The organism is Chiayiivirga flava, assembly GCF_014202825.1.
In the GTDB taxonomy this organism is placed as follows: Bacteria; Pseudomonadota; Gammaproteobacteria; order Xanthomonadales; family Xanthomonadaceae; genus Chiayiivirga; species Chiayiivirga flava.
On the sequence record NZ_JACHHP010000006.1, the window covers coordinates 204,434 to 228,588 of the forward strand.

Annotated in this window: 17 protein-coding genes; 11 read left to right on the forward strand and 6 right to left on the reverse strand. The window is 67.8% G+C overall.

From position 1 onward, the window contains the following. Nucleotides 1–592 precede the first annotated feature (592 nt). From HNQ52_RS17295 to HNQ52_RS16940, 3 genes are all read right to left on the reverse strand, one after another. Nucleotides 593–931, reverse strand: coding sequence for a hypothetical protein (locus HNQ52_RS17295; protein ID WP_183962046.1), 339 nt, complete (start codon nt 929–931; stop codon nt 593–595). An 84-nt stretch (nt 932–1,015) separates the two neighbouring features. Beyond that, nucleotides 1,016–1,417 (reverse strand): hypothetical protein, encoded by a 402-nt coding sequence (locus HNQ52_RS17300; RefSeq protein WP_246387871.1) that lies wholly within the window; start codon nt 1,415–1,417, stop codon nt 1,016–1,018. A gap of 309 nt (nt 1,418–1,726) precedes the next feature. Further along, nucleotides 1,727–2,191 (reverse strand): hypothetical protein, encoded by a 465-nt coding sequence (locus HNQ52_RS16940; protein WP_221282112.1) that lies wholly within the window; start codon nt 2,189–2,191, stop codon nt 1,727–1,729. Nucleotides 2,192–2,511: 320 nt separating this feature from the next. Between HNQ52_RS16940 and HNQ52_RS17490 the strand changes: the two genes are divergently transcribed. From HNQ52_RS17490 to HNQ52_RS15325, 6 genes are all read left to right on the forward strand, one after another. Further along, on the forward strand, nt 2,512–8,763 hold the full coding sequence (locus HNQ52_RS17490; protein WP_183962047.1) for an RHS repeat-associated core domain-containing protein: 6,252 nt from the start codon (nt 2,512–2,514) through the stop codon (nt 8,761–8,763). Continuing rightward, entirely contained in the window at nt 8,760–9,122 is a 363-nt protein-coding gene (locus tag HNQ52_RS15305) for a hypothetical protein (protein ID WP_183962048.1), read from the forward strand. Before HNQ52_RS17490 ends, HNQ52_RS15305 begins: the two co-directional genes overlap by 4 nt. 46 nt (nt 9,123–9,168) lie before the next feature. Next, entirely contained in the window at nt 9,169–9,717 is a 549-nt protein-coding gene (locus tag HNQ52_RS15310; RefSeq protein WP_183962049.1) for an OmpA family protein, read from the forward strand. Between the two features lie 251 nt (nt 9,718–9,968). Next, nucleotides 9,969–10,844 (forward strand): hypothetical protein, encoded by an 876-nt coding sequence (locus HNQ52_RS15315; RefSeq protein ID WP_183962050.1) that lies wholly within the window; start codon nt 9,969–9,971, stop codon nt 10,842–10,844. Between the two features lie 226 nt (nt 10,845–11,070). After that, nucleotides 11,071–12,924: a DUF885 family protein gene (locus HNQ52_RS15320; RefSeq protein WP_183962051.1), complete on the forward strand. Its 1,854-nt coding sequence runs from the start codon at nt 11,071–11,073 to the stop codon at nt 12,922–12,924. A gap of 93 nt (nt 12,925–13,017) precedes the next feature. Next, complete coding sequence (locus HNQ52_RS15325) at nt 13,018–14,814, forward strand: Kelch repeat-containing protein (protein ID WP_183962052.1); 1,797 nt, start codon at nt 13,018–13,020, stop codon at nt 14,812–14,814. Between the two features lie 43 nt (nt 14,815–14,857). Here the strand turns inward: HNQ52_RS15325 and HNQ52_RS15330 are convergent, their stop codons facing one another. Beyond that, nucleotides 14,858–15,439: an ECF-type sigma factor gene (locus HNQ52_RS15330; RefSeq protein WP_183962053.1), complete on the reverse strand. Its 582-nt coding sequence runs from the start codon at nt 15,437–15,439 to the stop codon at nt 14,858–14,860. Between the two features lie 103 nt (nt 15,440–15,542). Between HNQ52_RS15330 and HNQ52_RS15335 the strand changes: the two genes are divergently transcribed. Beyond that, nucleotides 15,543–17,903 carry a protein kinase domain-containing protein gene (locus HNQ52_RS15335; protein WP_183962054.1) on the forward strand — a complete coding sequence of 787 codons (2,361 nt, stop codon included), beginning with the start codon at nt 15,543–15,545 and terminating at the stop codon, nt 17,901–17,903. A 31-nt stretch (nt 17,904–17,934) separates the two neighbouring features. Here the strand turns inward: HNQ52_RS15335 and HNQ52_RS15340 are convergent, their stop codons facing one another. Next, entirely contained in the window at nt 17,935–18,663 is a 729-nt protein-coding gene (locus HNQ52_RS15340) for a rhodanese-like domain-containing protein (RefSeq protein WP_183962055.1), read from the reverse strand. A 181-nt stretch (nt 18,664–18,844) separates the two neighbouring features. On the opposite strand from HNQ52_RS15340, the gene HNQ52_RS15345 reads away from it, so the two are divergent. The 4 genes from HNQ52_RS15345 to HNQ52_RS15360 all read left to right on the forward strand — a co-directional run bounded on the left by HNQ52_RS15345 (nt 18,845) and on the right by HNQ52_RS15360 (nt 22,927). After that, entirely contained in the window at nt 18,845–20,050 is a 1,206-nt protein-coding gene (locus HNQ52_RS15345; protein ID WP_183962056.1) for a hypothetical protein, read from the forward strand. A 186-nt stretch (nt 20,051–20,236) separates the two neighbouring features. Next, nucleotides 20,237–21,613, forward strand: coding sequence for an ATP-dependent RNA helicase DbpA (gene dbpA / locus HNQ52_RS15350; RefSeq protein WP_183962057.1), 1,377 nt, complete (start codon nt 20,237–20,239; stop codon nt 21,611–21,613). Then, nucleotides 21,610–22,158, forward strand: a complete 549-nt coding sequence (locus tag HNQ52_RS15355) for a DUF1415 family protein (protein WP_183962058.1) — start codon at nt 21,610–21,612, stop codon at nt 22,156–22,158. The genes dbpA and HNQ52_RS15355 overlap by 4 nt, the downstream gene beginning before the upstream one ends. Then, nucleotides 22,148–22,927 (forward strand): pseudouridine synthase, encoded by a 780-nt coding sequence (locus tag HNQ52_RS15360; protein WP_183962059.1) that lies wholly within the window; start codon nt 22,148–22,150, stop codon nt 22,925–22,927. The genes HNQ52_RS15355 and HNQ52_RS15360 overlap by 11 nt, the downstream gene beginning before the upstream one ends. A gap of 363 nt (nt 22,928–23,290) precedes the next feature. Here HNQ52_RS15360 and HNQ52_RS15365 read toward each other — a convergent pair whose 3' ends face one another. Next, nucleotides 23,291–24,148 carry a DUF72 domain-containing protein gene (locus tag HNQ52_RS15365; protein ID WP_183962060.1) on the reverse strand — a complete coding sequence of 286 codons (858 nt, stop codon included), beginning with the start codon at nt 24,146–24,148 and terminating at the stop codon, nt 23,291–23,293. Nucleotides 24,149–24,155: the final 7 nt, after the last annotated feature.

Consider the following 24,155-nt stretch of genomic DNA (forward strand, 5'->3'; position numbering starts at 1 on the left):
TCCTTCACCGACATCGCAACACGCCTCCGATCGTCGGAAACCCTTTGACGCCATTGCGTGCGCTGCCGAGTCTGCGCGCAAGGCAGCGCGCGGTTTTCGCAGGGGCGAATGCGCGGAACGCCGAGGGGAAACGTCGCCGCCGAGGTCGAAGCTGACCGCGCGGCGACACGGTGTCGTTGCGCCGGGTGCTTGCGCGCCACGGCAGGCGGGAAGGGAAGGAACCGATGGATCGTGTCGAAGGATCGATGCAGCGTGCGCGCTGCGCCCGTGCCGTGCGCACGTTGATTGCGGCCGCGGTGTTGCTGGCGGGCACGGCATTCCTCCGGCCCGCCGCGGCCGATGTGCTGCCGCCGCCGGCCTCGGTCTGCGCCGACCAGGCGACGCCGGATCTTCCCGGCTCCACGCCCACGCAGCCGGGCACGTGGTGGAATCCGCAACGCTACGGCACCAGCTGGGCGTTGATGTACCAGGACAACGACACCGAACTGACCGTGGTCTGGTACACCTACGACGCCGCCGGCCGGCCGGTGTGGCTGCTGGCCGGCCCGGCGCCCGTCATCTCGGGGGTGAAGTGGAGCGCGCCGCTGCGGCGTCAGTCGTGGAACTGGGGCAGCAATGCACTCGGCAGCGAGAGCAAGGTCGGCTCGGTCGCGATCAGCTTCATCGACGGCGAGCCCACGCGTGCGGCGCTGCGTTGGCAGTGGTCCGGCGTCGACGGCGTGGCACGCGACGAATGCATCCATGATTTCGCCCGCCCCGGGCCGTTGAACGCGGTCAACACCGCCTTCAACGGGTTCTGGTTCGAGCCGACGCTGTCGGGGTACGGGTTGAGCCTGCAGATGCAGGTCAACACCGATGTGGATCCCACCACGTACAGCGAAGTCTTCGGCCTCACGCTGTACGACGACGGCGGCAGCCCGGTGTGGCTCATGGGCACGGCGCCGTCGCTGCCCAATGCACCGCCGCTGAACCAGGCGCGCGCGCTCACCCTGGACTATGTACGCGCCGGTGCCGGCTATCCGAACAAGGTCCCGACCACGGACTGCACCGCCGCTGCGGGCAACTGCTTCGTCGTGCACCCGGCGGTCGGCAACTTCACGCGCACGATCACCTCGGCGGTCGCCGGTACCGCCACACTGTCGGTCAGTGCCGACGCCGTCGGCACCAACGCCTTGCCCGGCGGCTTTCCGCTGGTGACGAAATTCGACCGCCCGCCCGGTGGCGCCGGCACGGTGGCGATCGCCAAGGCGACCGCGGCCACGCAGGTGCTGGTGGACCGTACCGTGTGCGAGGTTCCGCTCGGCGAAACCACGTGCAACGTCACGGTCAACTGGGCGGTGCATCCCAATCTGGCATCGGTGAGCCTGTATCGGGTCGATCTGCTCACCCAGGCGGCCACGTTGCTGTCGACGGCCAAGTCCGGCGAACTGGTACAGGCACTCGCCGCCGGCACGCGCGTGCAGTACGAGCTGCGCCAGAACGGCGTGCCCGCTCCGCTGCACAAGACACCCGAAGTCAAGGCCGTCGCGCCGGTCGATCCGCTCGCCAACGTGCCCGATGCCGCGCTCACGCCGCAGGCCACGCTCGACGCGCGCCTGGGCACGCACGACCCCGGCATCGGCACGCTCGCCGGCAGCGCATCGACCGACGGTGGCGCCGCCGCCTACCGCGTGCCGATCGTGCTGCCGCCGGGACGGCGCGGCATGGCGCCCGACCTCGCGCTGAGCTACGACAGCCGCGCCGGCAACGGTGCGGCGGGCATGGGCTGGTCGCTCGACGGGACATCGAGCATCGCGCGCTGTCCGCAGACCGTGGCACAGGACGGCCGTGCACGTGCGGTGACCTTTGCATGGAACGAGGACAGGCTGTGCCTGGACGGCCAGCGCCTGATCGCGATCAGCGGCGCGTACGGCGCGCGCAACACGGTGTACGCCACCGAGATCGACAGCTTCGTGCGCATCCTGCAGCGTGGCGGTTCGCTCGACGAGCCCGGCGTGTTCTTCGAGGCGCGGCAGAAGGACGGCGAGGTGTGGTGGTACGGCGGCGTCGACCTCGACGGCCACTGCGCCACGGTCAACTGCACCGCCGACACCGGCACGGGCACCTCGCAGCCGCGCCAGCAGCCGACCCTGCCCAACGGCGGCGCGCAACCGTTGGCGCTTGCGTGGCCGATCGAACGGCGCGTCGACACGCGCGGCAACGTCGTGCGCTACGTCTACGCCACGTTCGGTGCCGGCGAACTGCTGCTCACCGACGTGTTCTACACCGGTCGGCAGACCACGGCGCCGAAGGCGAGCGCGGACGGCGACCGTCGCGTCCGCATCGCCTGGCAGCTGCGCCCCGTGGGCGCCGGGCGCAACGACGTGGCCACCACCTATCTCGCCGGCCTGATGCTGCGGCAGACACAGCGCCTGGCGTCGATCACCACCTACGTCGGCAGCCAGCCGGTGCGCGACTACACCGCGACCTATCCAGACCAGCAACGGCAGCGGTCGCAGCCTCCTGCTGCAGTTGCGCGAGTGCGCCTACCGCAGCGCGAACGCGAAGGACTGCAAGCCCGGAACGCAGTTCGCGTGGGATGCAGGCGCCGCGTCGTACCAGCTGCGTGCCGATGCCCGCGTCAACGCGATCGCGGACGAGCCGTTTTCCGATATGGACGGCGATTTCTCGACCTCGGTGCGGTTCCAGGCGGTCGGCGACTTCAACGGCGACGGCAGCCGCGAGCTGCTGTGGAAGGGGCCGTCCGGCGGCCAGACGCCGGTGCCGGAGCAGCGCCTGGTGTCGCTGCGTCCGGATCGCTCCGTCGCGTGGTCGCTCACGATTCCCGCCGAACAGGTCGGCAGCTACGGCGGGCAGCACACCGATTTCACCGGCCGCGCCGATTTCGACCTGGACGGCCGTGCCGACCTGATCACGCTGCCCAAGCCGGCGCCCGACAGCAGCACCCGCAAGATCGTGCTGCAGCACTGGCACGGAGCGCAGTCGGCCGCGTCGTTCGCATCGGCGTTCACCGTGTCGCGCGACACCGGCATCGTCGTCGACGATCTGCGTTCGATCGTCTTCACCGGCGACATGAACGGCGACGGCCGCCCCGACATCGTCACCGAACGCTACACGCCCGACGGCGGCGCCGCCTGTGCGGCGCGCGTGGTCGTGTATCTCAATCTGCCCGGCGCACTGCCGTCCTCCCCGCCGACATTCGCGTCGCAGCCGCACCTGTGCCTGAGCGGGGCGCCGAACCCGAACGCCGGGTTTTTCGTCGAGTCCGTGGCGAAGGTAGCCGACATCAGCGGCGACGGATTGCCCGACGTGTGGATCGACCAGAAATCCAACAGCCCGCTGGGTCTGACACGCGTGCTGGTGCCCGCCTGGACGCGGACCAATGCCACGATCTGGTCGAGCAGCTGGAGTTCGCAGTCCGCCGGCACGTTCTTTGCGGGCGGTCGTACCGAGCAGGAAGTGCAGAAATCGCTGTTCTCGCTGTGGCTCGATGCCAACGGCGACGGCCTGGAGGACTGGGCCTATGCCCGTGTCAGTGCCGGCAAGGGGGAATGGGCACTGCGGCTCAACACCGGCAAGGGATTCGGCACGGTGGTGTCGCTCGGCCCAATCACGGCGCTGCATCGGCTCGGAATCGAAACGTGCGGAACGATCTTCGGCAGCCAGCACTGCAACGACGTGTGGCAACCGTGGCGTGCCGGCCTGATCCGCGTCATGGACACCGACGGCGACGGTCGCGACGAAATCCTCGTTCCGCGCGCGTTCGCCGCCCGCGTGTGCACGCTGCACCAACCCGAACAGAACGAGGACGAATGCCCGAACGCCGTGCCACCGCCGGACGACGGCGCGTCGCTGCTCGCGCCGCAGCCCAGCGTCGGCCCGGACGACAGCTGTCACCTGTTCTACTACTGCCCGGAGGATCCGTCCGGCGCCACGGTCACGCCGGCGCAGCTCACGCTCAAGTTCGACGGCAACAGCGACGGCGTGCCGGAAAGCAATACGGCGCTGAGCGAATCGCGTCCGATCTACGGCCGCGCGGCCGATGCCTGGGATCGCAGCAGCTATCTGACCGCGGCGATCGCCTTCGTCGATGCCGGCCCGAACGCGATGACGCTGCGTCGCACCGACCTGCCGATCGTGGTCAACGGCAACTCCGGCTGGAGCGCGGACGACGTCTACGGCGACGGCCTCGTCGATGCGCCGCTCAAGGTCGCGTGCTTCGACGACATCGCACGCCGCTGCGCCGTGCCGTGGAAGGACGCCAACAACATCACGCTTCCGTCCGCGCACTACCCGCTGAGCCTGCCGAACGGCCTGCCGCTGTTCACGCGCAAGGCGCTGCTCAACGAAAACACCGGACCCGGCGGACAGCTGGCCTCCGACGGCAAGACGCCGACCACGCCCGACATTCTCGTCGGCGTGGTCGACGGCCTCGGCGTCACCACCACGTGGGAGTACTACCCCCTGGCCAGCAGCGCCGGGCGCAGCAGCAACCAGACGCCGCTCTACAAGCCTGCCTCCAGCGGCGGTCCGGCGTATTTCGACAGCGCCCACATCAACTTCACCTCGACCATGCCGGTGGTGTCCACGATGACTTCCAGCAACGGCGTCGGCGGCACGCGTGTCTGGCGCTACGGCTACGAGGCCGCCGTGTACCACCAGCAGGGCCGCGGCTTCCAGGGCTTCCGCACGGTGATCGAGGAGGACGTCACGGCGGCCGTTCGCGTGCGGACCAGCTTCGAACAACGCTTTCCGCTCGCCGGCAGGCCGACGCGGCGCCGCACCGAATTCATCCTGCCGTCCAATGCCGATGCTCCGATCGAGCAGGTGGACTACACGTGGCGGTGCAACCGCGCCGACCGCAGCGACACTGCGGCGTGTTCCGCCTTCGTTCCCGGCGCCGGGGCCTTTCCGTACCTCGATCGCACCGTCACGCACACCTATGATCCGACCGTGGCGCAGACCGGTGCCGTGCCGGTCGGCACCTCGGTCCACGTGGAAACCAACGCGTCCGGAACGGTCGGATCCAGCTGCACCGTCGCGTGGGACAACACGGCATCGGGCTTCGACGCCTACGGCAACCTCCTCGGCAGCGTGCTCGAGGTCTGGGACAAGGGTCCGGCAGATCAGCTGCTGCTGAGCAAGCACTGCCGCACCACGAACACCAGTTTCGTCGTCAACGCATCACCGAACGTGTGGTGGGTGGACCAGCAGGACCGCAGCCACACCCGCAGCCACTCGGTGCACGGCGCCGCGCACGCGCTGCCCGCGGGTGCCGTCAACACGGTGCGCAACGTCTACACCGACCGCACCTGGAATCCGGACCGCACCGTGAAATCGCTGCGTGTGTCCGAAGAGGAAACGCCGACCTACACCTCGGCGGCACCGGTCACGCTAACGACCTACGGCTACAACGGCGACGGCCTGCCGACCAGTGAGATGGTCCACGCCAACAACCGCACCGCCAACGGCACCTTCGAACAACAGTTGCTGCGTCGCACCTACACCACCTACAGCGCGGACGGCTATTTCCCGTTCACCGTCAGCCGTTACGTGACAGGCAACACGCTGCACACCACGACCACCACCACGCGCGCCCGCGACGGTCAGCCCGACCTGGTCATCGACCCCAACGGCCTACGCACCAAGATGCAGTACGACGCCTTCGGCACGCCCGTGTCCACCCAGTACCGCAACGCCGCCGACACCGCCCACCGCGTGCCGGAGCGCCGCAGCGCCGTGGCGGCCTGCGCCGGCTGCGCGCCGTTCGGCAAGTACAAGATCACCACCGTGCAGGACGGCGCGCCCAAGACCGTGAGCACCTTCGACCAGCTCGGCCGCGTCGTGCGCGAGGAGAGCCAGCTGCTCGACGGCACGATGGCGCGCACCGACACCGAGTACGACGAACTTGGCCGCACCATCGCCACCACCGCGCCGTACCGCGCCGGCGAACAGCCGCAGACCACCTACACCGCCGACTTCGACCTCGCCGGACGCCCCGGCGCCGTCCTGCAACCGCGCAACCTCGTCGACAAGGACGGCCGCAACTTCGGCGACCTGCGCACCACCTTCGCCTACAGCGGCCGCCGCGTCACGCGCACCGCCTGCGGCACGCAAGCCGCCGGGAACGTGCCCGCGCCGTGCCGCAGCACGTCGCAGACCAGCGATGCCCTCGGCCGCGTGCTGCAGTCCACCGACGCCGCCGGCCAGACCACGCGCACCTGGTTCGACGGCGCCGGCAACACCATCGCCCTGCAGGGCGTGGATGGGGTGACCACCACCGCGCGCTATGACGGCTTCGGCCACCGCATCCGCGTCGACGACCCCGACCAGGGCACGTGGACCTTCATCTACAACGGCGTCGGCGACCTGCGCCACCAGCAGGACGCACGCGGCATCGCCACCACCTTCGATGTCGACTGGTTCGGCCGCACCACCGCACGCAAGACCCAGTCCCACGCCGCGCCCACGGGCCTGGCCGACGCCAGCCTCGACACCGTGGCCGACGTCTACTACTGGGACCCGGCCAACGCCCGCGGCCAGCCCGGCGGCCACCTACGCACCGTCAACGGCGTCACCGAACGCCAGCAGCTGCTCACCTACGACGCCGACAGCCGCCCGACCGAACAGGCCACCGCCCAGTACATCGGCCCCGGCAGCTACCGCGACTACCGCCACCGCAGCCTGTACGACGCCAACTACGGCCGCCTCAAGGCCGAAGCCTGGCCCAACAACGCCGCGCGTCGCCTGCTGTACGCGGCCTCCGGCCACGTGCTCGAAGAACGCAACCCGATCGACAACACCCCCTACCGCAAGATCACCGCCGTCGATGCCCGCGGCCAGACGCTCACCGAGACCCTCGGCGCGCTCACCGCCACGCGCACCTACGCACCGAGCACCGGCCAGATGCTGTCGTTCGCCTACACCTCCGGCACCACGCTGCGCCGCACCCACAGCTACCGCTACGACCTGTTCGCGAACCTGAGCCGCCGCGTGCTCGACAACGGCGTGACCGGCATCACCGCCACCACCGAGACCTTCAGCAACGACGTGCTCGACCGCCTCACCCAGAGCCAGCGCAGCGGCGGCGCCACCGGCACGGTCACCTACGCCTACAGCCCCAACGGCAACCTGCGCACCAAGTCCGACTACAGCCTCGGAAACGGCTACGCCTACGGCGCGGTCGGCAAAAACGCCGGCGGCAACGCCGGCCCGCACGCCGTGCGCCAAGTCCAGCGCAGCGCCGAAGGCGGCAACGGCACGGTGAACTTCAGCTACGACAACAACGGCAACCTCACCGCCGTCACCGACCCGAGCCTGCCGTTCGGCGCGCTCTACGACCACCGCAATCTGCCCACCTACATCCAGCGCGGCGCGGCCACCAGCCGCCTGTTCTACGGCGCCGACGACCAGCGCGCGCGCCAGACCGGCAGCGACGGCACGCACATCTACCTGCCGGGCTTCGAAGACGTGATCGCCGCCGGCGGCACCGCCCCGGTGGAAAGCCGCGCCTACCTCGGCGACTACGCCGTCGTCAGTCGCAGCGCCAACCCCGACACGCTCGACTACCTGCTCACCGACCGCCTCGGCAGCGTCGACGCCATCGCCAGCCCCGCCGGCGTCCTCACCGAAAAACGCGCCTACGACGCCTTCGGCGCCCCGAGAAACGGCACCACCTGGGCCAACCTCTCGCCCAAACGCCTGCAAAGCCTCGCCACCACCCAGAAGGGCTACACCGCCCACGAACACCTCAACAGCGTCGAACTGATCCACATGAACGGCCGTGCGTACGACTACAAGGTCGGGCGCTTCCTCTCGGTCGACCCGCTGATCACGTTCCCGCTCAACAGCCAATCGCTGAACCCGTACAGCTACGTGATGAACAACCCGTTGAGCTGGACCGATCCAAGTGGATTCTCCCCGTGCGGCATCATGGTCTGTCCGATCCTGCCGAAGCGTAGGTTCTGGATAGACGAAATCCGCGAGAAATACGCTTTCTCGATCCGACCAAACGGCGGTGGCAGCATGACGGGTGCTGGCACGGGTGTCGCAACACGCACCACCGCAACGGTCGAAATTTTGGCGCTATCGAATGGGGCGAGCGATCAAGGCATGCTTGGCGCAGTACGCGACGATAATGCAAAAAAAGGAACAAGTGAACTTGGGGCTGCACCTTCCAGGTCGGTCGGCGTTATCGCAGGCGAGGCCTCTGGTGCTACATCCGCTGGTGTGCCTAAGGCAATGGGTTCAAGTCTCGCGGAACAAGGTTTTGATGATGTTCGAGGGGATAGCATCCTAACCAGTCGCGCAATAAGGCGAAGAATGAATGTCTCAGAGTCATTTGGCGTAAGGAAAATGAGTATCGCGCTTACATTATCAGTTGACGACTCAATCGACAGTGCGGCTGCCAAAGATTGGGTTCGGGTTGCAAACTCTGGCTGGAATTTCACGATCAACGGAGATGACGGGATCACGCGTGTTTTCGAACTCGACCTGACGATCGCTAAGCGGCGTGGAAATTTACGCTTGCATCCTTGCACAGCAGTGCGTTGCCCTACCAACAGAGGCGCTGCTCAAGTTGGGGGTCCAGCCATTTACTATCATTCGGGCGGGCGTGTTGATACTCCTGTTCATGAAATGGGTCACGTCTTCGGGTTTGAATTTAATCGAGCAAACGGCATGGGGAGTATAATGAGTGGTGATCGTGAACGATCTGTAATTCAGTCTGACTTCGATTTGCTCTGGGACGCTTACAGCAAATGAAATTTATTTTCGCGAAATTGTTCATGGCAGTGCTATTGGCAATATCCTTGGTTGCTTGCGCCGGACTAAGGTCGAGAGAGCCGGAAGACGGGCGATTGCTGCTTGATGAGGCAATATCTTCGCTACAAGGAGTTGGTGCTTGCAAGGCGAGTGAGTTCTCAACAGAGAGTGAGGATATTAAATCCGCCATCATCCGGCGGGAGTTTGTTGTCGTAGAGTTCATTTTTTCTGAGCGAGACGGCGAACTGGTTTATGAATTTATAATGAGGCGCTCTGTCGGTGCCGATTTGCTTGTTGCAGAGATAGTTGTGGAAAACGGCAATTGTTACGAGTATACCTTTGGCAAGATTGTGGACTGATGAATGAGCCAGCCAGCTCATTCGCGCTACCTACAGCGATCCGCGCGTGGAAAACGCCGAGCGCGGCACCCTGTCCTCGAGCGGCGTCGCCGCGCCCTGCCGCTGCACCTCACAGGTATCGAACATGCTCGGCCACAGTGAGGCTTTTATGATGCGTCACACCAGTTGTGTTTTGATTTTTTCAATATATTTTCTGGCCTCGGTGAAAGTTTTTGCTACAACGCTCGACTTGCCGGGGGCCTACTTTAGGCCCGGACATCCAATCAAGGGGGAGTCAATATATGACGCACTGGATCCAGAGCGCTCCGAACAATCTTTACGCAATCTAAAAACTAGCGCGGATCGTCTCATAAAATATTCGGCGAATTATTTTGAAGTCGCTGGCCACGCTGATGCGGCTGAGTGCGAGCCTGCCGAGTGCCGGTATCTCTCCGCGCGCAGAGCGCAAGTCGTTTTCCGTCATTTGTTGAGACTCGGTGTCGATCCGATGCGTCTTGATAGTATGTCCGGCTGGGGGACAACTGCCCCTATAGTGGGGTCAGGATCAAAAGACATATGGCGCAATCGTCGGGTCGATATCAACGTTAGCAACTAAGCTTCTGCTGAGCTTTAAATCGGCCAGTCAACGGGGCGCGCGATAAATCGGCGTGACCACAGCGCCTGCATTTCGGTTTGCCGAAATCCTGACAATTGCAGATTAACCAATGAGGTGGGTAGCTCATAGTCAGGACGGAGCGATCTTCTCGGAGGCGATGCGCGTAAATCTTAAACATGAAGCGTCCGACATGAGCAACATCAGGGTCGCTTTCCACAATGATGCTCACACTATATGCATGACCGATCGATATGCTTATCTGCTTTTTTTTTTTGATGTCGCTTGTCGCTGGTCAAATTTTGGCCGGGGCGTCATCGCCGCCGTCAGGCGACACAAGGAATTGGAGAATTTATGGCGTCGGGGTTATAACAACAGCAGCATCCGCTGTTCCAAATTCCTCTCGCCGGCAAGGCGTGATTCGATTGCATGAAAGCTTCTTTCAAAACTATCTTTGGTCAATGGACAAATCCATGCGCGCAATTCTTTGGTTCTTTCTTGCAAGTCTTCTCTCGCAGCAGTGTGGCGCCACGACTTGGGAGCAACTGACGATCGAAGACGTCTACAAGCAAGCGGAATCGGTCGCCTTGGTCAGGATCGAGTCGGGCTCTATGATCAAGAGCTCAGGTCATGCTTGCGGTGCCAAATATAAAGCAGACGTGATCGAGCAGTTCAAGGGCAGGGAGAAGCGGGCGCTGGTTTTTTACGATTTTGGCGGAATGGAGCTTGGCGGGAAATATCTCCTCTTCCTCGCGAAGGAGCCGTCTCCGTTTCTTGGCGTTGCCACGACGAACTCATACCACTTGAATTGGCAAGAAGAATTTGCACAGAATTGTAGCAGGAGGCGTAGAGGACTTCAGCCTTTACACGCCTATGGGCAGATAAAAGTGGATTTCTCTCTCGAGACCGGTGGCGACGCCCTCGAAGTTCCCGAAATGCTGTTTTTTTTCCCGAGCGCGATCGAGAGGTACAGCGGCGGAATGTCCAGAACCCAGGAGCTGTATGACACCGTGTGGATTAAGCTGGATGCCGCCGTCGCTTACCTAGAATCGATCAGCGCCACTGCGGCGCGACAGGATGAAGAGCACCGAAATGAGCGATCGCGGCTGCATTCCAGATCAGAAGAATGAGTGCGGCATCGTTGTTTTGTGCGTTGCGTCGTGCTGCTTTTCGCGGCTCGCCTAAATCCCAGTGGCGCGACATCGCTGGACGCAGACGACTGACCTGCCGATGTTGGCGTTGACTCGGCTGGCGACACTTGAAACCTCCGCCTGCGTCACGCTTTGGCCTTTTGACCCATGGCAGCAGGGCGGTTTGCACGTAAGGTGGGCGTCTTCCTGATCTCCGGAGCCGTTCATGACGCTGCGTCTGCTCGTTCTGTCCCTTGTTGCCGCGCTCGCCGCCTGTAGTGGCTCACAGGACCCCGGCGCCGCCGCGCGCGGTGCGGCGCCGGCCGCCGCGCACGCGCCTGCTGCGACGCCCGTGGACGGGCAGGCACCCGCCGCGACCACTGCCCGGCAGCTGGACGCGCTGTACGAGGAGTACTGGCAAGCATCGCTCGAGCTCAACCCCCTGCAAGCGACGTTCGTCGGCGATCCGCGCTACAACGATCGCATGCCGGATTTCCTCTCGGCGCAGTTCCGCAAGCAGGCGCACGCGTTCGATCAGGACTGGCTCGATCGTGTGAGCGCCATCGATCCGGCCACGCTCGACGGGCAGGCGCGGATTTCCTACGACATGTTCGTGCGCGATCTCAAGACCGAGATCGAAGCCGAGCGCTTTCCGACCTGGATGCTGCCGATCGACCAGTTCCGCAATATCGCGGGGTTTGCCGCGCAGCTCGGCTCGGGCACCGGCGCGCAGCCGTTCAAGACGGTGCAGGACTACGACAACTGGCTCAAGCGCGCGGCTGCGTTGCCGGGCATTTTAGACACGGCCATCGCCAACATGCGCGAGGGCGTCGTCGCCGGCGTGGTGCAGCCGACGGCATTGATGCAGAAGGTGCTGCCGCAGCTCGACGCGCTGATCAAGGACACGCCGGAAGACACGCTGTTCTGGAATCCGATCGCGTCACTGCCGGAGGATGTTTCGGAGGCGGACACGGCGCGCCTCACGCAGGCCTACCGCACGCTGATCACGGAGCAACTGATGCCGGCCTACCGGCGCCTGCGCAGTTTCATCGCCGAGGAATACCTGCCGGCCACGCGCTCCAGCGTGGCGCTGTCCGCGTTGCCGGACGGCGAGGCCTGGTATGCGTTCAATGTGCGCAACCAGACCACCACGGATCTGACGCCGGCGCAGATCCACCAGATCGGCCTCGACGAGGTGGCGCGTATCCACGGCGAGATGGAACGGGTGATGCGCGAAGTGGGTTTCGAGGGCAGCCTGCGTGCGTTCTTCGAACACGTCACCACCGATCCATCGTTCAAGTTCGAGAGCGAGGCGGCGTTGCTGGAGGCGTACAACGGGCTGCGCGCGCGGGTGGAGGCCGGCGTGCCGGCGCTGTTTTCGCTCACGCCGAAGGCGGCGTTCGAGATCCGTCCGGTGGAGGCGTTCCGCGCCGCGAGTGCGGCCGGCGGTTCGTACATGTCGCCGAGCGAGGACGGCTCGCGTCCGGGCATTTTCTACGTCAACACGCACGATCTGCCGAGCCGCAAGACCTGGGACATGGAATCGCTGTTCCTGCACGAGGCGATTCCGGGCCACCATTTCCAGATCGCGTTGCAGCAGGAGCTGACCGCGCTGCCGAAGTTCCGCCGCTTCGGCGGCGAGACGGCGTTTGCCGAAGGCTGGGGGCTGTACGCCGAGTCGCTTGGCAAGGAGCTGGGCGTCTACACCGATCCGTACCAGTATTTCGGTCGGCTGCAGGCCGAGCTGTGGCGCGCGATCCGGCTGGTGGTGGACACGGGGCTGCACAGCCGCGGCTGGACGCGCGAGCAGGTCATCGACTACATGAAGGCCAACTCCGCCACCAGCGACACCGAGGCGGTGGCCGAAGCGGAGCGGTACATCGCGATGCCGGGGCAGGCGCTGGCGTACAAGATCGGCGAGCTGAAGATTCGGCAGCTGCGCGAGCGCGCCGAGACGGCGCTCGGCGCTCGGTTCGACATCCGGGCCTTCCACGCCGAGGTGCTGCGCGACGGCGCGGTGCCGCTCGATGTGCTGGAAGCGAAGATCGAGCGCTGGCTTGCGGCGCAGCCTGCCGGCTGAGTGCCGCGCGGCGGGGGTGGCGGTTCGACGGGAAAATTGATATACGATTCAGTTCGTACGTCGATTGCCGTCAATCTTGCCTCGGAGGTCCGGATGGCCCGCGCGCCCGTGTTGTTGTGTTGCATCGTCGCCGCCGGCCTGCTGCGGGCCAGCGCGGCGCTCGCCCACGAAGTGCCGGGGCACGTGCCGCCAGCGGAGGCGACGACGCCGTTCTGGATCGGTCCGGCGGCGTCCGGCGCGTGGTTCGATCCGGCGCGTTCGGGCGAGGGCTGGATGATCGAAATGCAGCCCGACGGCAGTGCCGTGGCCGTTTGGTTCACCTATGCGCCCGCCGGCGAAGACGCCGGGCAGCGCTGGATCCTGGGGCAGGGCGGCGTGGTGGACCGCGACCGCATCGTGTTCGAGACCGCGTATGTCATGTCCGGCGGACGCTTCGGACCGCAGTTCGATCCGGACGACGTGGTCGTCGCGCCGTGGGGGCGGCTCGAATTCGTGTTTGCCGATTGCGAACACGGCGAGCTCGCCTACGACGGCCCGCCGGCGTACGGCAGCGGCACGCGCAGTTTCACGCGTTCGGCCGCGCTGCACGAAACCGGCTGCACGCTCGCGCGCGCCACCACCGAACGCGGCGCGCGTGCGCAGGCATCGCTGCAGACCGTGGCCGGCACCTGGTTCGATCCCGCGCACAACGGCGAGGGCGTGATCCTGCAGCCACTGACCGACACGCTGGTCGCCATCACCTGGTTTTCCTACACCGCCGACGGCGCGCCGGCGTGGTTCACCGGCATCGGCACGCTGCACGACGGCGTGCTCGTGGCCGAGGCGATGACACGTCCGCAGGGCGCGCGGTTCGGTGCGGACTTCGATCCGGACGACGTGCAGGCCGCGCCGTGGGGGCGAGTGACACTCGCTTTCGAAGGTTGCGGCGCGGCCACGCTCAGCTACGCCAGCACCGATGCCGCCTTCGGCAGCGGCACGCTGCAGCTGCAGCGCGTGACCACGCCCGCCGGCGGCGTGTGTCTGGACGCGTTCCCGGCGGCGCGCACGTCCGGCAGCTGGTCGGCCGGTCCGTCGATGCCGCGGCCGGCGTCGGAGATCGCCACCGCGGTCGACGGCAGCGCGATGTACATCGCCGGCAACTATCCGGTCGGGCGCACGTTCCAGCGTTTCGATGCCGCCAGCGGCGCGTGGAGCGTGCTGCCGGATCTGCCGGGCGGGCGCGATCACGCGATGGCGTTTGCGTTCGACGGCGGCGTGTTCGTGGTCGGCGGGTACCGTGGCGGGCCCGACGCGACCTCGCCCGCATGGCGCTACGACATCGCCGCGCGCACGTTCGAGCCGCTGGACGGCATGCCCGCCATCGTCGCGAGCGGCGCGGCGTGGCTCAACGGCCATGTCTACCTCGGGCATGAAAACGGCGACCTGGTGCAGTTCGATCCGCGCACGTACGCGCACCGCGTCATCCGCCGTCACGACACCACGTATCGCGACCATTCGCAGCTGATCGCCTATCTCGGCGAGCTGTGGATGATCGGCGGACGCGTGCGCGCGGGCGCGCACCGCAGCGTGGCCATCTACGATCCGGCCAGCGACACCTGGCGCGCGGGCCCGCCGATGAGCGAGGCGCGTTCCGGCTTTGCTGCGGCGGTGGTCGATCACCAGATCGTCGTTGCCGGCGGCGAGCAGATCGCCCCGGACCTGGTGCTGATCGAGAGCATGGAGATGATCGCTGCAGGCGCCGACGCGTGGGAGCGCGGGCCGGACATGCCGATCGGCGTGCACGGTGTCGGCGGCGCGGTGCATGCGGGGCGCTTCCATGCGCTTGGCGGGTCGGTGCAGGCAGGGTTCGCGTCGAATCCGGGCGTGGTGCAGATCTACACGCCGCGTTGATCGGGCGTGGCCTATGCGCCGCGGCCGTCGGCCGCCTGCGCCGTCAGCGTGCCGGGTCCGCCTCGCCGGCAAGCGCGTCGAACAGCCACACGCGCGCGGCCTGCCAGTGGCGCTTGATCGTCGCCGGCGACAGGGACAGCGCGCGTGCCGTGTCCTCGATGCTCAGGCCGCCGAAGTAGCGCAGTTCCACGATGCGTCCCTTCACCGGGTCGATGCGGTCCAGTCGTTGCAACGCGGCGTCCAGGCCGAGCAGGTCGATGCCGTCGCCATCGTCGCCCACCTCCACGCGCGACAGCGTCACGCGCGCGCCGCCGTCGCGCTTGGCCGCGGCGCGACGACGCGCGTGGTCGATGAGGATCTCGCGCATCAGGCGCGCGGCGACCGACAGCAGATGGCCGCGATCGTCGCCCGGAATCGATGCGCTTCCGGCGAGCCGCAGCCAGGCTTCGTTGACCAGGGCCGTGGGCTGCAGTGTGTGGTCGCGGCGTTCGCGCCGGAACGCCTGCTGCGCGAGCCGCCGCAGTTCGGGATACAGCGCCGCCGCGAGGCGATCGCGCGCGCGGTCGTCGCCGCCGCGCCAGGCGGCGAGCAGCGTCGTGATCGGGGCATCGTCGGGCGTGTGCATGCGCCGAAGTGTAGGGCGTTCACCGTCCGCTCTGCAGCCGCGCCGGACCGGCGCGCAACCGTCGGCGCTACACTGCGGGGCCGGGGCGGGCGGCGGAGGCGCGGTGGAGCTGTCGGACGAGATCGAGGCGATGCGTCTGTTCGATGCGGCGCTGCAGCGCGCGCCGCATGCGCGTGCCGCGTGGCTTGCGACGCAACCGATGTCGACCACCGTCGCGGCACGCGTTCGGGCCCTGCTCGACGGCGTCGACGAGGCCAGCGACTTTCTCGAGACCCCCGCCGCCATGCCCGCGTTCGCGGCGTTGCCGCAGCCCGGCGACCGCCTCGGCGCGTGGCGCATCGAGCGCGAACTCGACGCCGGCGGCATGGGTGTGGTGTATCTGGCGCAGCGCGCCGACGGCGCCTACGAGCAGCGCGCCGCGATCAAGCTCGTGCGCACCGCGCTCGATGCCGCGGGCCATGCCGACCTCGTTGTCCGATTCGAGAACGAACGCCGGCTGCTGGCGCGGCTGGACCATCCGAACGTGGCGCGCGTGCTCGACGGCGGCAGCAGCGCCAGCGGCGTGCCGTACCTGGTGATGGAATACGTCGACGGCGTTTCGCTCACGCGCTGGTGCGAGCTGCACGGCCTCGACGTACCGGCGCGCGTGGCGCTGTTCTGCAAGGTGTGCGACGGGGTCGAGGCCGCGCACCGGCATCTCATCGTGCACCGCGACCTGAAACCGCAGAACATCCTGGTCGATGCCGACGGCGAGCCGCGGCTGCTCGATTTCGGCATCGCGCGGCGCCTGGAACGCGAGAGCGACGCCGACGCCACGCGCACCGGCACGCGCGCGATGACACCGGCCTACGCAAGCCCCGAACAGGTGCGCGGCGAACCGCTGACCACGGCGTCGGACGTGTATTCGCTCGGCGTGGTGCTGTTCGAGCTGCTGGCCGGTGCCCGGCCGTACTCGCTCGACGGGCTCAGCGCGGCGCAGAGCGAACGGGTTATCTGCGAAACCGATCCGCCCACGCTGCGGCGCGCGATCGCCGGCGCCCCGCTGTCGGACAGCGAGCGACGCGCGCGCATGCTGCGCATCGGCGGCGATCTCGAACGCATCCTCGCACGTGCCCTGCACAAGGATCCGGCGCGGCGCTACGGATCGGCGCAGGCGTTGGGCGACGATCTGCGGCGGCAGCATGCCGGCCTGCCGGTGCTCGCGCATCCGGATTCGGCCGGTTATCGCATCGGCAAGTTCGTGCGCCGGCATCGGGTGGGCAGCGCCGCGGCCGTGCTGGCATTGCTCGCGATCCTCGCGGCGGCCGGCATCGCGCTGCTGCAGGCGCAACAGGCGCGGCGCGCGGCGCGCGACACCGCGCAGGTCAATGCGTTCCTGGTCGATGTGCTCGATCTCTCCAATCCCTACGTGTCCGACGGCGAGATCACCCTGGCCGCGGCGCTGGACGAGGCCGCCGCGCAGGTCGACGCGCGTTTCGGCAGCCGCCCCGATCTGGCGGCGGACATCCGCCATGCCCTGGGCCGGAGCATGCTCGGGCGTTACCGACTGGACGCGGCGCAGGCGCAACTGGAGCGTTCGCTCGCCGACAGCGAGCAGGCGCACGGCCCCGACGCACCGGCCAGCGCGCGCGCCGTCGCCACGCTGGCCTCGCTGCGCAAGGAGCGGGGCGATTTCGCGCGCGCCGAGGCCGGCTATGCCGACGCGCTGGCGCGGCTCGAGCGCGGCGGCCACACGCGCGATCCGCTGTTTGCGACGGTGCTCAACGACGCCGGTGTGATGCATCTGCTGCAGGAGCAGTTCGCGCCGGCGCGCGGGTACTTCGAGCGTGCGCTCGCCGCCGGCGATGCTGCCGATCCGCCGCCGTCGGCCGAAGAGCGCGCACAGACGCTCGGCAACCTCGCGCACGCGCTGCGCGGCCTGGGCGAGCTCGATCGCGCCGAGGCGATCTACGCGCAGGTGCAGGCGAGCTTCGAGGCCTTGTATCCCGAGGGCGGACCGTACCTGGCCATCGTGCTCAACAATCGTGCGCGGCTCGCGAACCAGCGCGGCCGGCCCGAACAGGCGCTGTCGCTGCAGCAGCAGGCGGTGGCGATGCATCGCAGCGCATTTTCCGGCGACCATGCGATGGTGCTGACGCCGATGACCAACCTCGCGCGCCAGGCGCGCGATCTGGACCGGCTCGATCTTGCCTCCGAGTGGGGCGAAACCGCCGTGGCGATGGCCGACCGCATGTACGCCGACGCGCCCCACGCCTACCACGTGAACGCCCTGGCCGCGCTGTCCGACACGCGCCTCGCGCAGGGGCGCGTCGGCGAATCCGCGCAGCTGCTGCAGCGTGCGATCGCGGTGCTGGACCGGGTCGAATCGCCGCCGCAGTCCACGGCCGATTTCGTCGCCCGTGTGCGCAGCGCGCTGTGCGTGCATCCGGAGGCGGTGCCGGTCGCGCCGTGCGCGTTGCCGTAGGTCCGCGGTCGGTCGCGGCGCCGGCCCGCGCTCAGCGGACTCCGTTCGGCGACTGCATGCCGGCCGCCATCTGCTGCGCCTGCTGCCACGCCTCGATGCCGCCGCGGTACCACATCACCTGGCTGAAGCCCATGTTGATCGCGCGCAGAGCCGCGTTGTACGACATCCAGCACTGCGTGTTGAGGCAATAGAACACCAGCGGTTTCGCCTTGTTGCCCTGTGTGACCTGCTGCAGGTACTGGCCGAATTCGCGCTGGGTCTGGTCGTCGAACGTGCCGGCCTGCGATGCGGGCGTGGCCATCTGCGCGCCGGGCAGCATGTCGCCCGGGCCGAGCACATGGAACACCAGCGGGCCGTGCTGCGGCCCCTGCGCGAGCATCGGAATCAGGCGGTCCGTGGTGATGACCTGGCCGCCGGGGATGCTGGTGGGCGTCGGCCCGTGCATCTGCGGCTGCAGCGTCTGCTGCGGCGGCACGCCGAAGTCCTGTTGCTCCTGCTGTACCAGCATCTGCAGCGCGCTGGCGCTGGCGCCGGCCGCGGGCGGCGCGTTGCCGTAGCCCGGCACGCCGGTCGCGGCCGGCGGTGGGCTCTGCGGCGCGGACGGCTGTGGGTACTGCGGCGGCTGCGTCGTCGGTGCGCCGAAGTCCTGCTGTGCCAGCGCGGCGGTGGACGCGGCGAGCGCCAGCAGGGCAGCGAACGTGCGGAGGGCGGGCGAGCTGACGACCGCACGGGGGATGCAGGGATTGCGATGGGACGGCATCGGACACTCCAGGGAAGACGGGGCGGCATGGTCCGATGCGCACAAGACCGGAAAACCGGCTCAGCGACATCCTGCGCCCGTCGGTGCGTGCATCCGCATCCGCGCACGTGAGCCACTCCGCCGCCGTTGCGCGCATGCACGGGCACAGACCGCGCCCAGCGCCCATCGAGCGGAGCCTTCCATGCCACGTCATGCCGTCCTCTTCCTCTGCGGCCTTTCGCTGTCGATCGCGCTGCTCTCCTGCGGCAGCGACGATCCCGCGCTGCCGCGCGCCGCCGCCGGCACGCCGCACGGCAAGGGCGTGTTCGTCGACCCGCGCGCGCCCGCGCCGCCAGCGCCCGCGCAGGCGGCGCTCGTGACCGTGCAGATCCCCGACGCCACCGGTTTCGCGCAACCGATGACCGCGATGACGCTCGACATCCCCGCCGGCTGGACCGCCGACGGCGGTGTGCGCTGGGAGCGCAACGTCGAATGCGTCGGCAACATGCACGGCTACGTCTGGAACGCCACGTCGCGCGACGGCCGCCACGCCGTTGCGCTGCTGCCGAAACTGAGCTGGCAGGTGGCCCGCGTCGGCATCGTCGAGATGAACCCGTGTCCGGCTGCGCCGATGGAATCGGCACGTGCCTATCTCGAGGCCGTGGTGCAGCAGGCGCGTCCCGGCGCCCGGGTGCTGTCCTATCGCGATCGTCCCGACATGGTGGCCGAGCGTGCCCAGGCCCTGCCGCCGGCGCGCGACGGCGTCCGCGGCTGGTACGACGCGGGCGAGCTGCTGATCGGCTATCCGCTGCAGGGCGTGGAAATGCGCGAAAGCCTCGTCACCGCCGTGTTCTTCTCCGAACTGCGCGATCCGATGATCGGCGTGTCGCTCACCGGCAGCGCGGAAACCCCGCTCGCGCTGCGCGCGCCCGACGGCGAACTCGACTTCGCCCTGCTCGAACGCATCCGTCTCTCCGCGCGCACCGATCGCGGCTGGGGACAGCAGATGCTCGCCGCCAGCCAGCGTGCGATGCAGGCGCACAACCTGCGCCAGCAGACGGCCATCCGCACCTGGCACCAGGCGCGCATGAGCGAGATCAGCATGAACGGCATCCTCGAGCGCGGCCGCATCCGCATGGACACGATCAAGTCGGTCTCGGCGATCCACGCTGCCGGCGTCGCCAGCACCGCCGCCACCGACGCCCGCATCCACGCCGGCCGCATCGACACGATCCAGGAAGTGCAACCCTGGCGCGACCCGTCCACCGGCAGCCAGGTCGACCTGTCGATCCATTACCGGCACGCCTGGCAACTCGACGACGGCCGCCAGTTCCTCACCAACGATCCGGACTTCGATCCGTCGCGCGATCTGGGCATCAGCGGACACGCGCTGGAGCCCGTGCGCTGAGTCACCCTGTCGATGGCGGCCGCCAAACCGTCGTGCAGGTCCGGGACCAGGTCGGCGCGCAACGCGGCCAGCGCCCTGCGTCGTCATCGCGGTCGTCGCCACCATGACGAACGCCGCGCGTGGAAGGAACCGCAGCGCCGCCGCGCACGTCCGCGCAACGCCGGCATTTTCCTGCGAAAATGCCGCATGGACGATTTCTCGACACTCGACCTGCCGCCTGCGCTGCGGCAGGCCATCGACGCGCTCGGCTTCACGCAGCCCACGCCGGTGCAGGCCGCGAGCCTGCCGCACGTCCTCGCCGGCCGCGATGTCATCGCGCAGGCGCCCACCGGCAGCGGCAAGACGCTGGCCTTCGGCCTCGGCCTGCTGGCGCGCGTCGATCCCGCGCTGATCCGCGCGCAGGCGCTCGTGCTGTGTCCCACGCGCGAGCTCGCCGATCAGGTCGGCAAGCAGATCCGCCGCCTCGCGTTCGGCATCCCCAACCTCAAACTCTCGATCCTGTGCGGCGGCGTCTCGCTGCGCCCGCAGCTGGCCTCGCTCGAAGCGCACGATCCCCACGTGGTGGTCGGCACGCCGGGGCGCATCCAGGAACTCACGCGCAAGGGCGTGCTGCACCTGGGCGGGGTGAAGACACTAGTGCTCGACGAAGCCGACCGCATGCTCGACATGGGCTTCGAGGAGGCCATCCGCGAGATCGCGAAGAAAACCGCCGGCGACCGCCAGACCCTGCTGTTCTCCGCCACCTTCCCCGATGCGATCCGCGCCATCGCGCGCGGCGTGATGCGCAACCCGGAAGAGGTCACCGTCGCCGGCGAAATCGAGCAGGCACCGGTCGAGGAAACCTTCGTCGAGGCAGAACTCGCGCGCAAACCCGCCGTGCTTGCGGCGCTGCTGCTGGAGGCGAAACCCGAGTCGTGCGTCGTGTTCTGCAACACGCGGCGCGACGTGGACGACGTCGCCGCCACGCTCGTCGGACTCGGGTTCGATGCGCTGCCGCTGCACGGGGACATGGAACAGCGCGACCGCGACGAAGTGCTGGTGCGCTTCGCCAACCGCAGCTGCAACGTGCTGGTGGCAAGCGACGTGGCCGCGCGCGGCCTCGATGTGCAGGATCTGGCCGCGGTGGTGAACTACGAGCTGCCGACCGACGCGGACGTGTACGTGCACCGCATCGGACGCACCGGCCGCGCCGGCAAGGGCGGCGCGGCGTACAGCCTGGTCACGCCGCGCGAGATGCCGCGCGCGCTTGCGATGGAAAGCCAGCGTGGCGCGCTGCTGCGCTGGCGCCGCGTGCAGCCGCTGTCGGCCAGCCCGAAACAGCCGCCGCAGTCGGGCATGATCAGCCTGCGCATCGACGCCGGCCGCAGCGACAAGCTGCGCCCGGGCGACATCGTCGGCGCGCTCACCGGCGCGGCCGGCATGCCGGTGGAGGTGATCGGCAAGATCGACGTGTTCCCGACGCGCAGCTACGTCGCGATCCGGCGCAAATCCGCCGACCAGGCGCTGGCAAAACTGCGTGAGGGCGGCATCAAGGGCCGCAAGTTCCGCGTGCGGCGCATGTGAGCGACACGCCTGCCATTGCCGCGACGCGCGTCTGGCTCGAACGCGCGGTGATCGGCCTCAACCTGTGCCCGTTCGCGCGTGCACCGTACGTGCAGCGGCGCGTGCGCTTCGTCGAAAGCCCCGCCACCGACGTGCGCGCGCTGCACGACGATCTGCGCGCCGAACTCGAACGCCTGCGCGACACCCCGGCCGAGACCGTCGAAACCACGTTGCTGATCCACCCGCACGTGCTGCAGTCGTTTCTGGACTACAACGACTTTCTCGATCTCGCCGATGCGCTGGTCGAAGACCTCGGCCTGGACGGCGAACTGCAGGTCGCGAGCTTCCACCCGGACTACCGTTTCGCCGACGCGGAACCGGACGCGATCGAGAACCACACCAACCGCGCGCCGTACCCGATCCTGCATCTGCTGCGCGAGGCGAGCATCGCACGCGTGGTCGATGCCATCGACGATCCGGACGCCATCTACGAACGCAACATCGCCACCCTGCGCCGCCTCGGCCGCGAGGGATGGAACGCCCTCTGGAACGACGATGCACGCTGAAGACGACCGGCTCCACGACGACGCGCCCGGGCGCCACGACGACGCTGCCGCGCGCACGCAGCGCATCAACAAGCACATCGCCGAAAGCGGCTACTGCTCGCGCCGCGAAGCCGACCGCCTGATCGCCGAGAAACGCGTGACCATCAACGGTCGCGCCGCCGGCGTCGGCAGCGTGGTGGGCGAGGGCGACGATGTGCGCATCGACGGCCAGACCCTGCGCAAGCGCGAAACGCGCGCGGGGCGAAAGCACGTCTACATCGCGCTGAACAAGCCGGTCGGCATCGTCTGCACCACCGACACCGGCGAGAAGGGCAACATCGTCGACTTCGTCGGCCACGAACAGCGCATCTTCCCGATCGGCCGCCTGGACAAGGACTCCGAAGGCCTGATCCTGCTCACCAGCAACGGCGACATCGTCAACGACATCCTGCGCGCGGAGAACCGCCACGAGAAGGAATATCTGGTGGCCGTGAACAGGGCGGTGACCGACGAATTCCTGCGCGGCATGGCGCGCGGCGTGCGCGTCCACGGCCAGATGACGCTGCCGTGCCGCACCGGCCGCCTCGCGAAATTCGGCTTCCGCATCGTGCTCACGCAAGGGCTGAACCGGCAGATCCGCCTGATGGCGGCGGCCTTCGACTACCGTGTGACCCAGTTGCGGCGCGTGCGCATCGACAACATCAAGCTCGGCGCGCTCAAGCCGGGCCAGTGGCGCAACCTCACCGACCAGGAACTGCGCGGCCTGCTGCCCCAACGCACGCAGTGGTGATCGCTGGCTGTTCTTCTTCCGCGAGAGAAGGAAGCAGGCACTGTCGATCAGCATCGAGCAGCAAACGTGAAAGGTGTGAAAATCCTTCTCCCCTCGGGAGAAGGTGCCCGAAGGGCGGATGAGGGCGAGTCGTCGCATCGGGCCGACGCCCGTCCACCGCAGCGATTGCGCTTTCGCCGTTTCGAAAATTTCTTCCGCTTGGAGTTGCCGCCCTCATCCGGCCCTGCCGGGCCACCTTCTCCCGACGGAGAAGGAATCAGGCACTGTCGATCATCGTCGAGCGACAAACATGAAGGCGTGACAATCCGTCTCCCGACGGGAGAAGGAAGCAGGCGCGCTCTCGATCATCATCGGGCAGGCATCTCAGCCGCGATCCAGGCGCTCGATCAGCCCAAGCGCGGCCGCCGGGTTGCGTTCCTTCGCCGCGCTGATGAAAAAGACGAACACGTCGCGCGCGACCGTCGGCGCCTCGTCGTGCGGAACGATCCGCGGCAGGTCACCCGGCACGCCGCCCGCGGCCCACGTGCGGGCGCGTGAGGCCCAGGCATCGAGTTCATCGCCCGGATAGCCGGTCACCACGTCGCTGCGCGAACGCATCAGGCGCGCGTAGCGGAAGTCCCCGCCCGGATCGGCGAACGACGGATACGTCGGCGAGTCGGTGAATACCGTCGGCACATCGTGCGCCCGGGTCAGGGCGAGATACTGCTCGCACAGGAAACTGTCGTGCCGCACTTCGAGCACGTGCCGCAGCGCGCGCCCGTTCAACATGCGCGGCAGCAGATCGAGAAAACCCGCAAGATCGTCCGGATCGAAGCGCTTGCCGGGCGCGAACTGCCACAGGATCGGCCCGAGTCGATCGTCCAGTTCCGCGATGCCGCCGTGCACGAATCGCTCGACGCCCTCGCGTCCGCGCGCAAGCTCGCGCGCCTGCACGAGGAACCGCGGGGCCTTGAGCGAGAACACGAACCCGGGCGGCGTCTCGTCGCGCCAGCGCGCGTACGTGGCCGGCGTCTGCGCGCCGTAGAACGTGCCGTTGATCTCGATGGCGGTCAGCCGGCGGCTGGCGTATTCGAGCTCGCGCTTCTGCACGAGCCCGGAGGGATAGAACGGGCCGCGCCACGGCGCGAACGCCCAGCCGCCGATGCCGACGCGGATGCGTGGATGCGCAGGCGCGGTCGGAAACGGAAGGGGCGGCGCGGACGGGCTGCGGCGCGCTGGCATGGGGCCT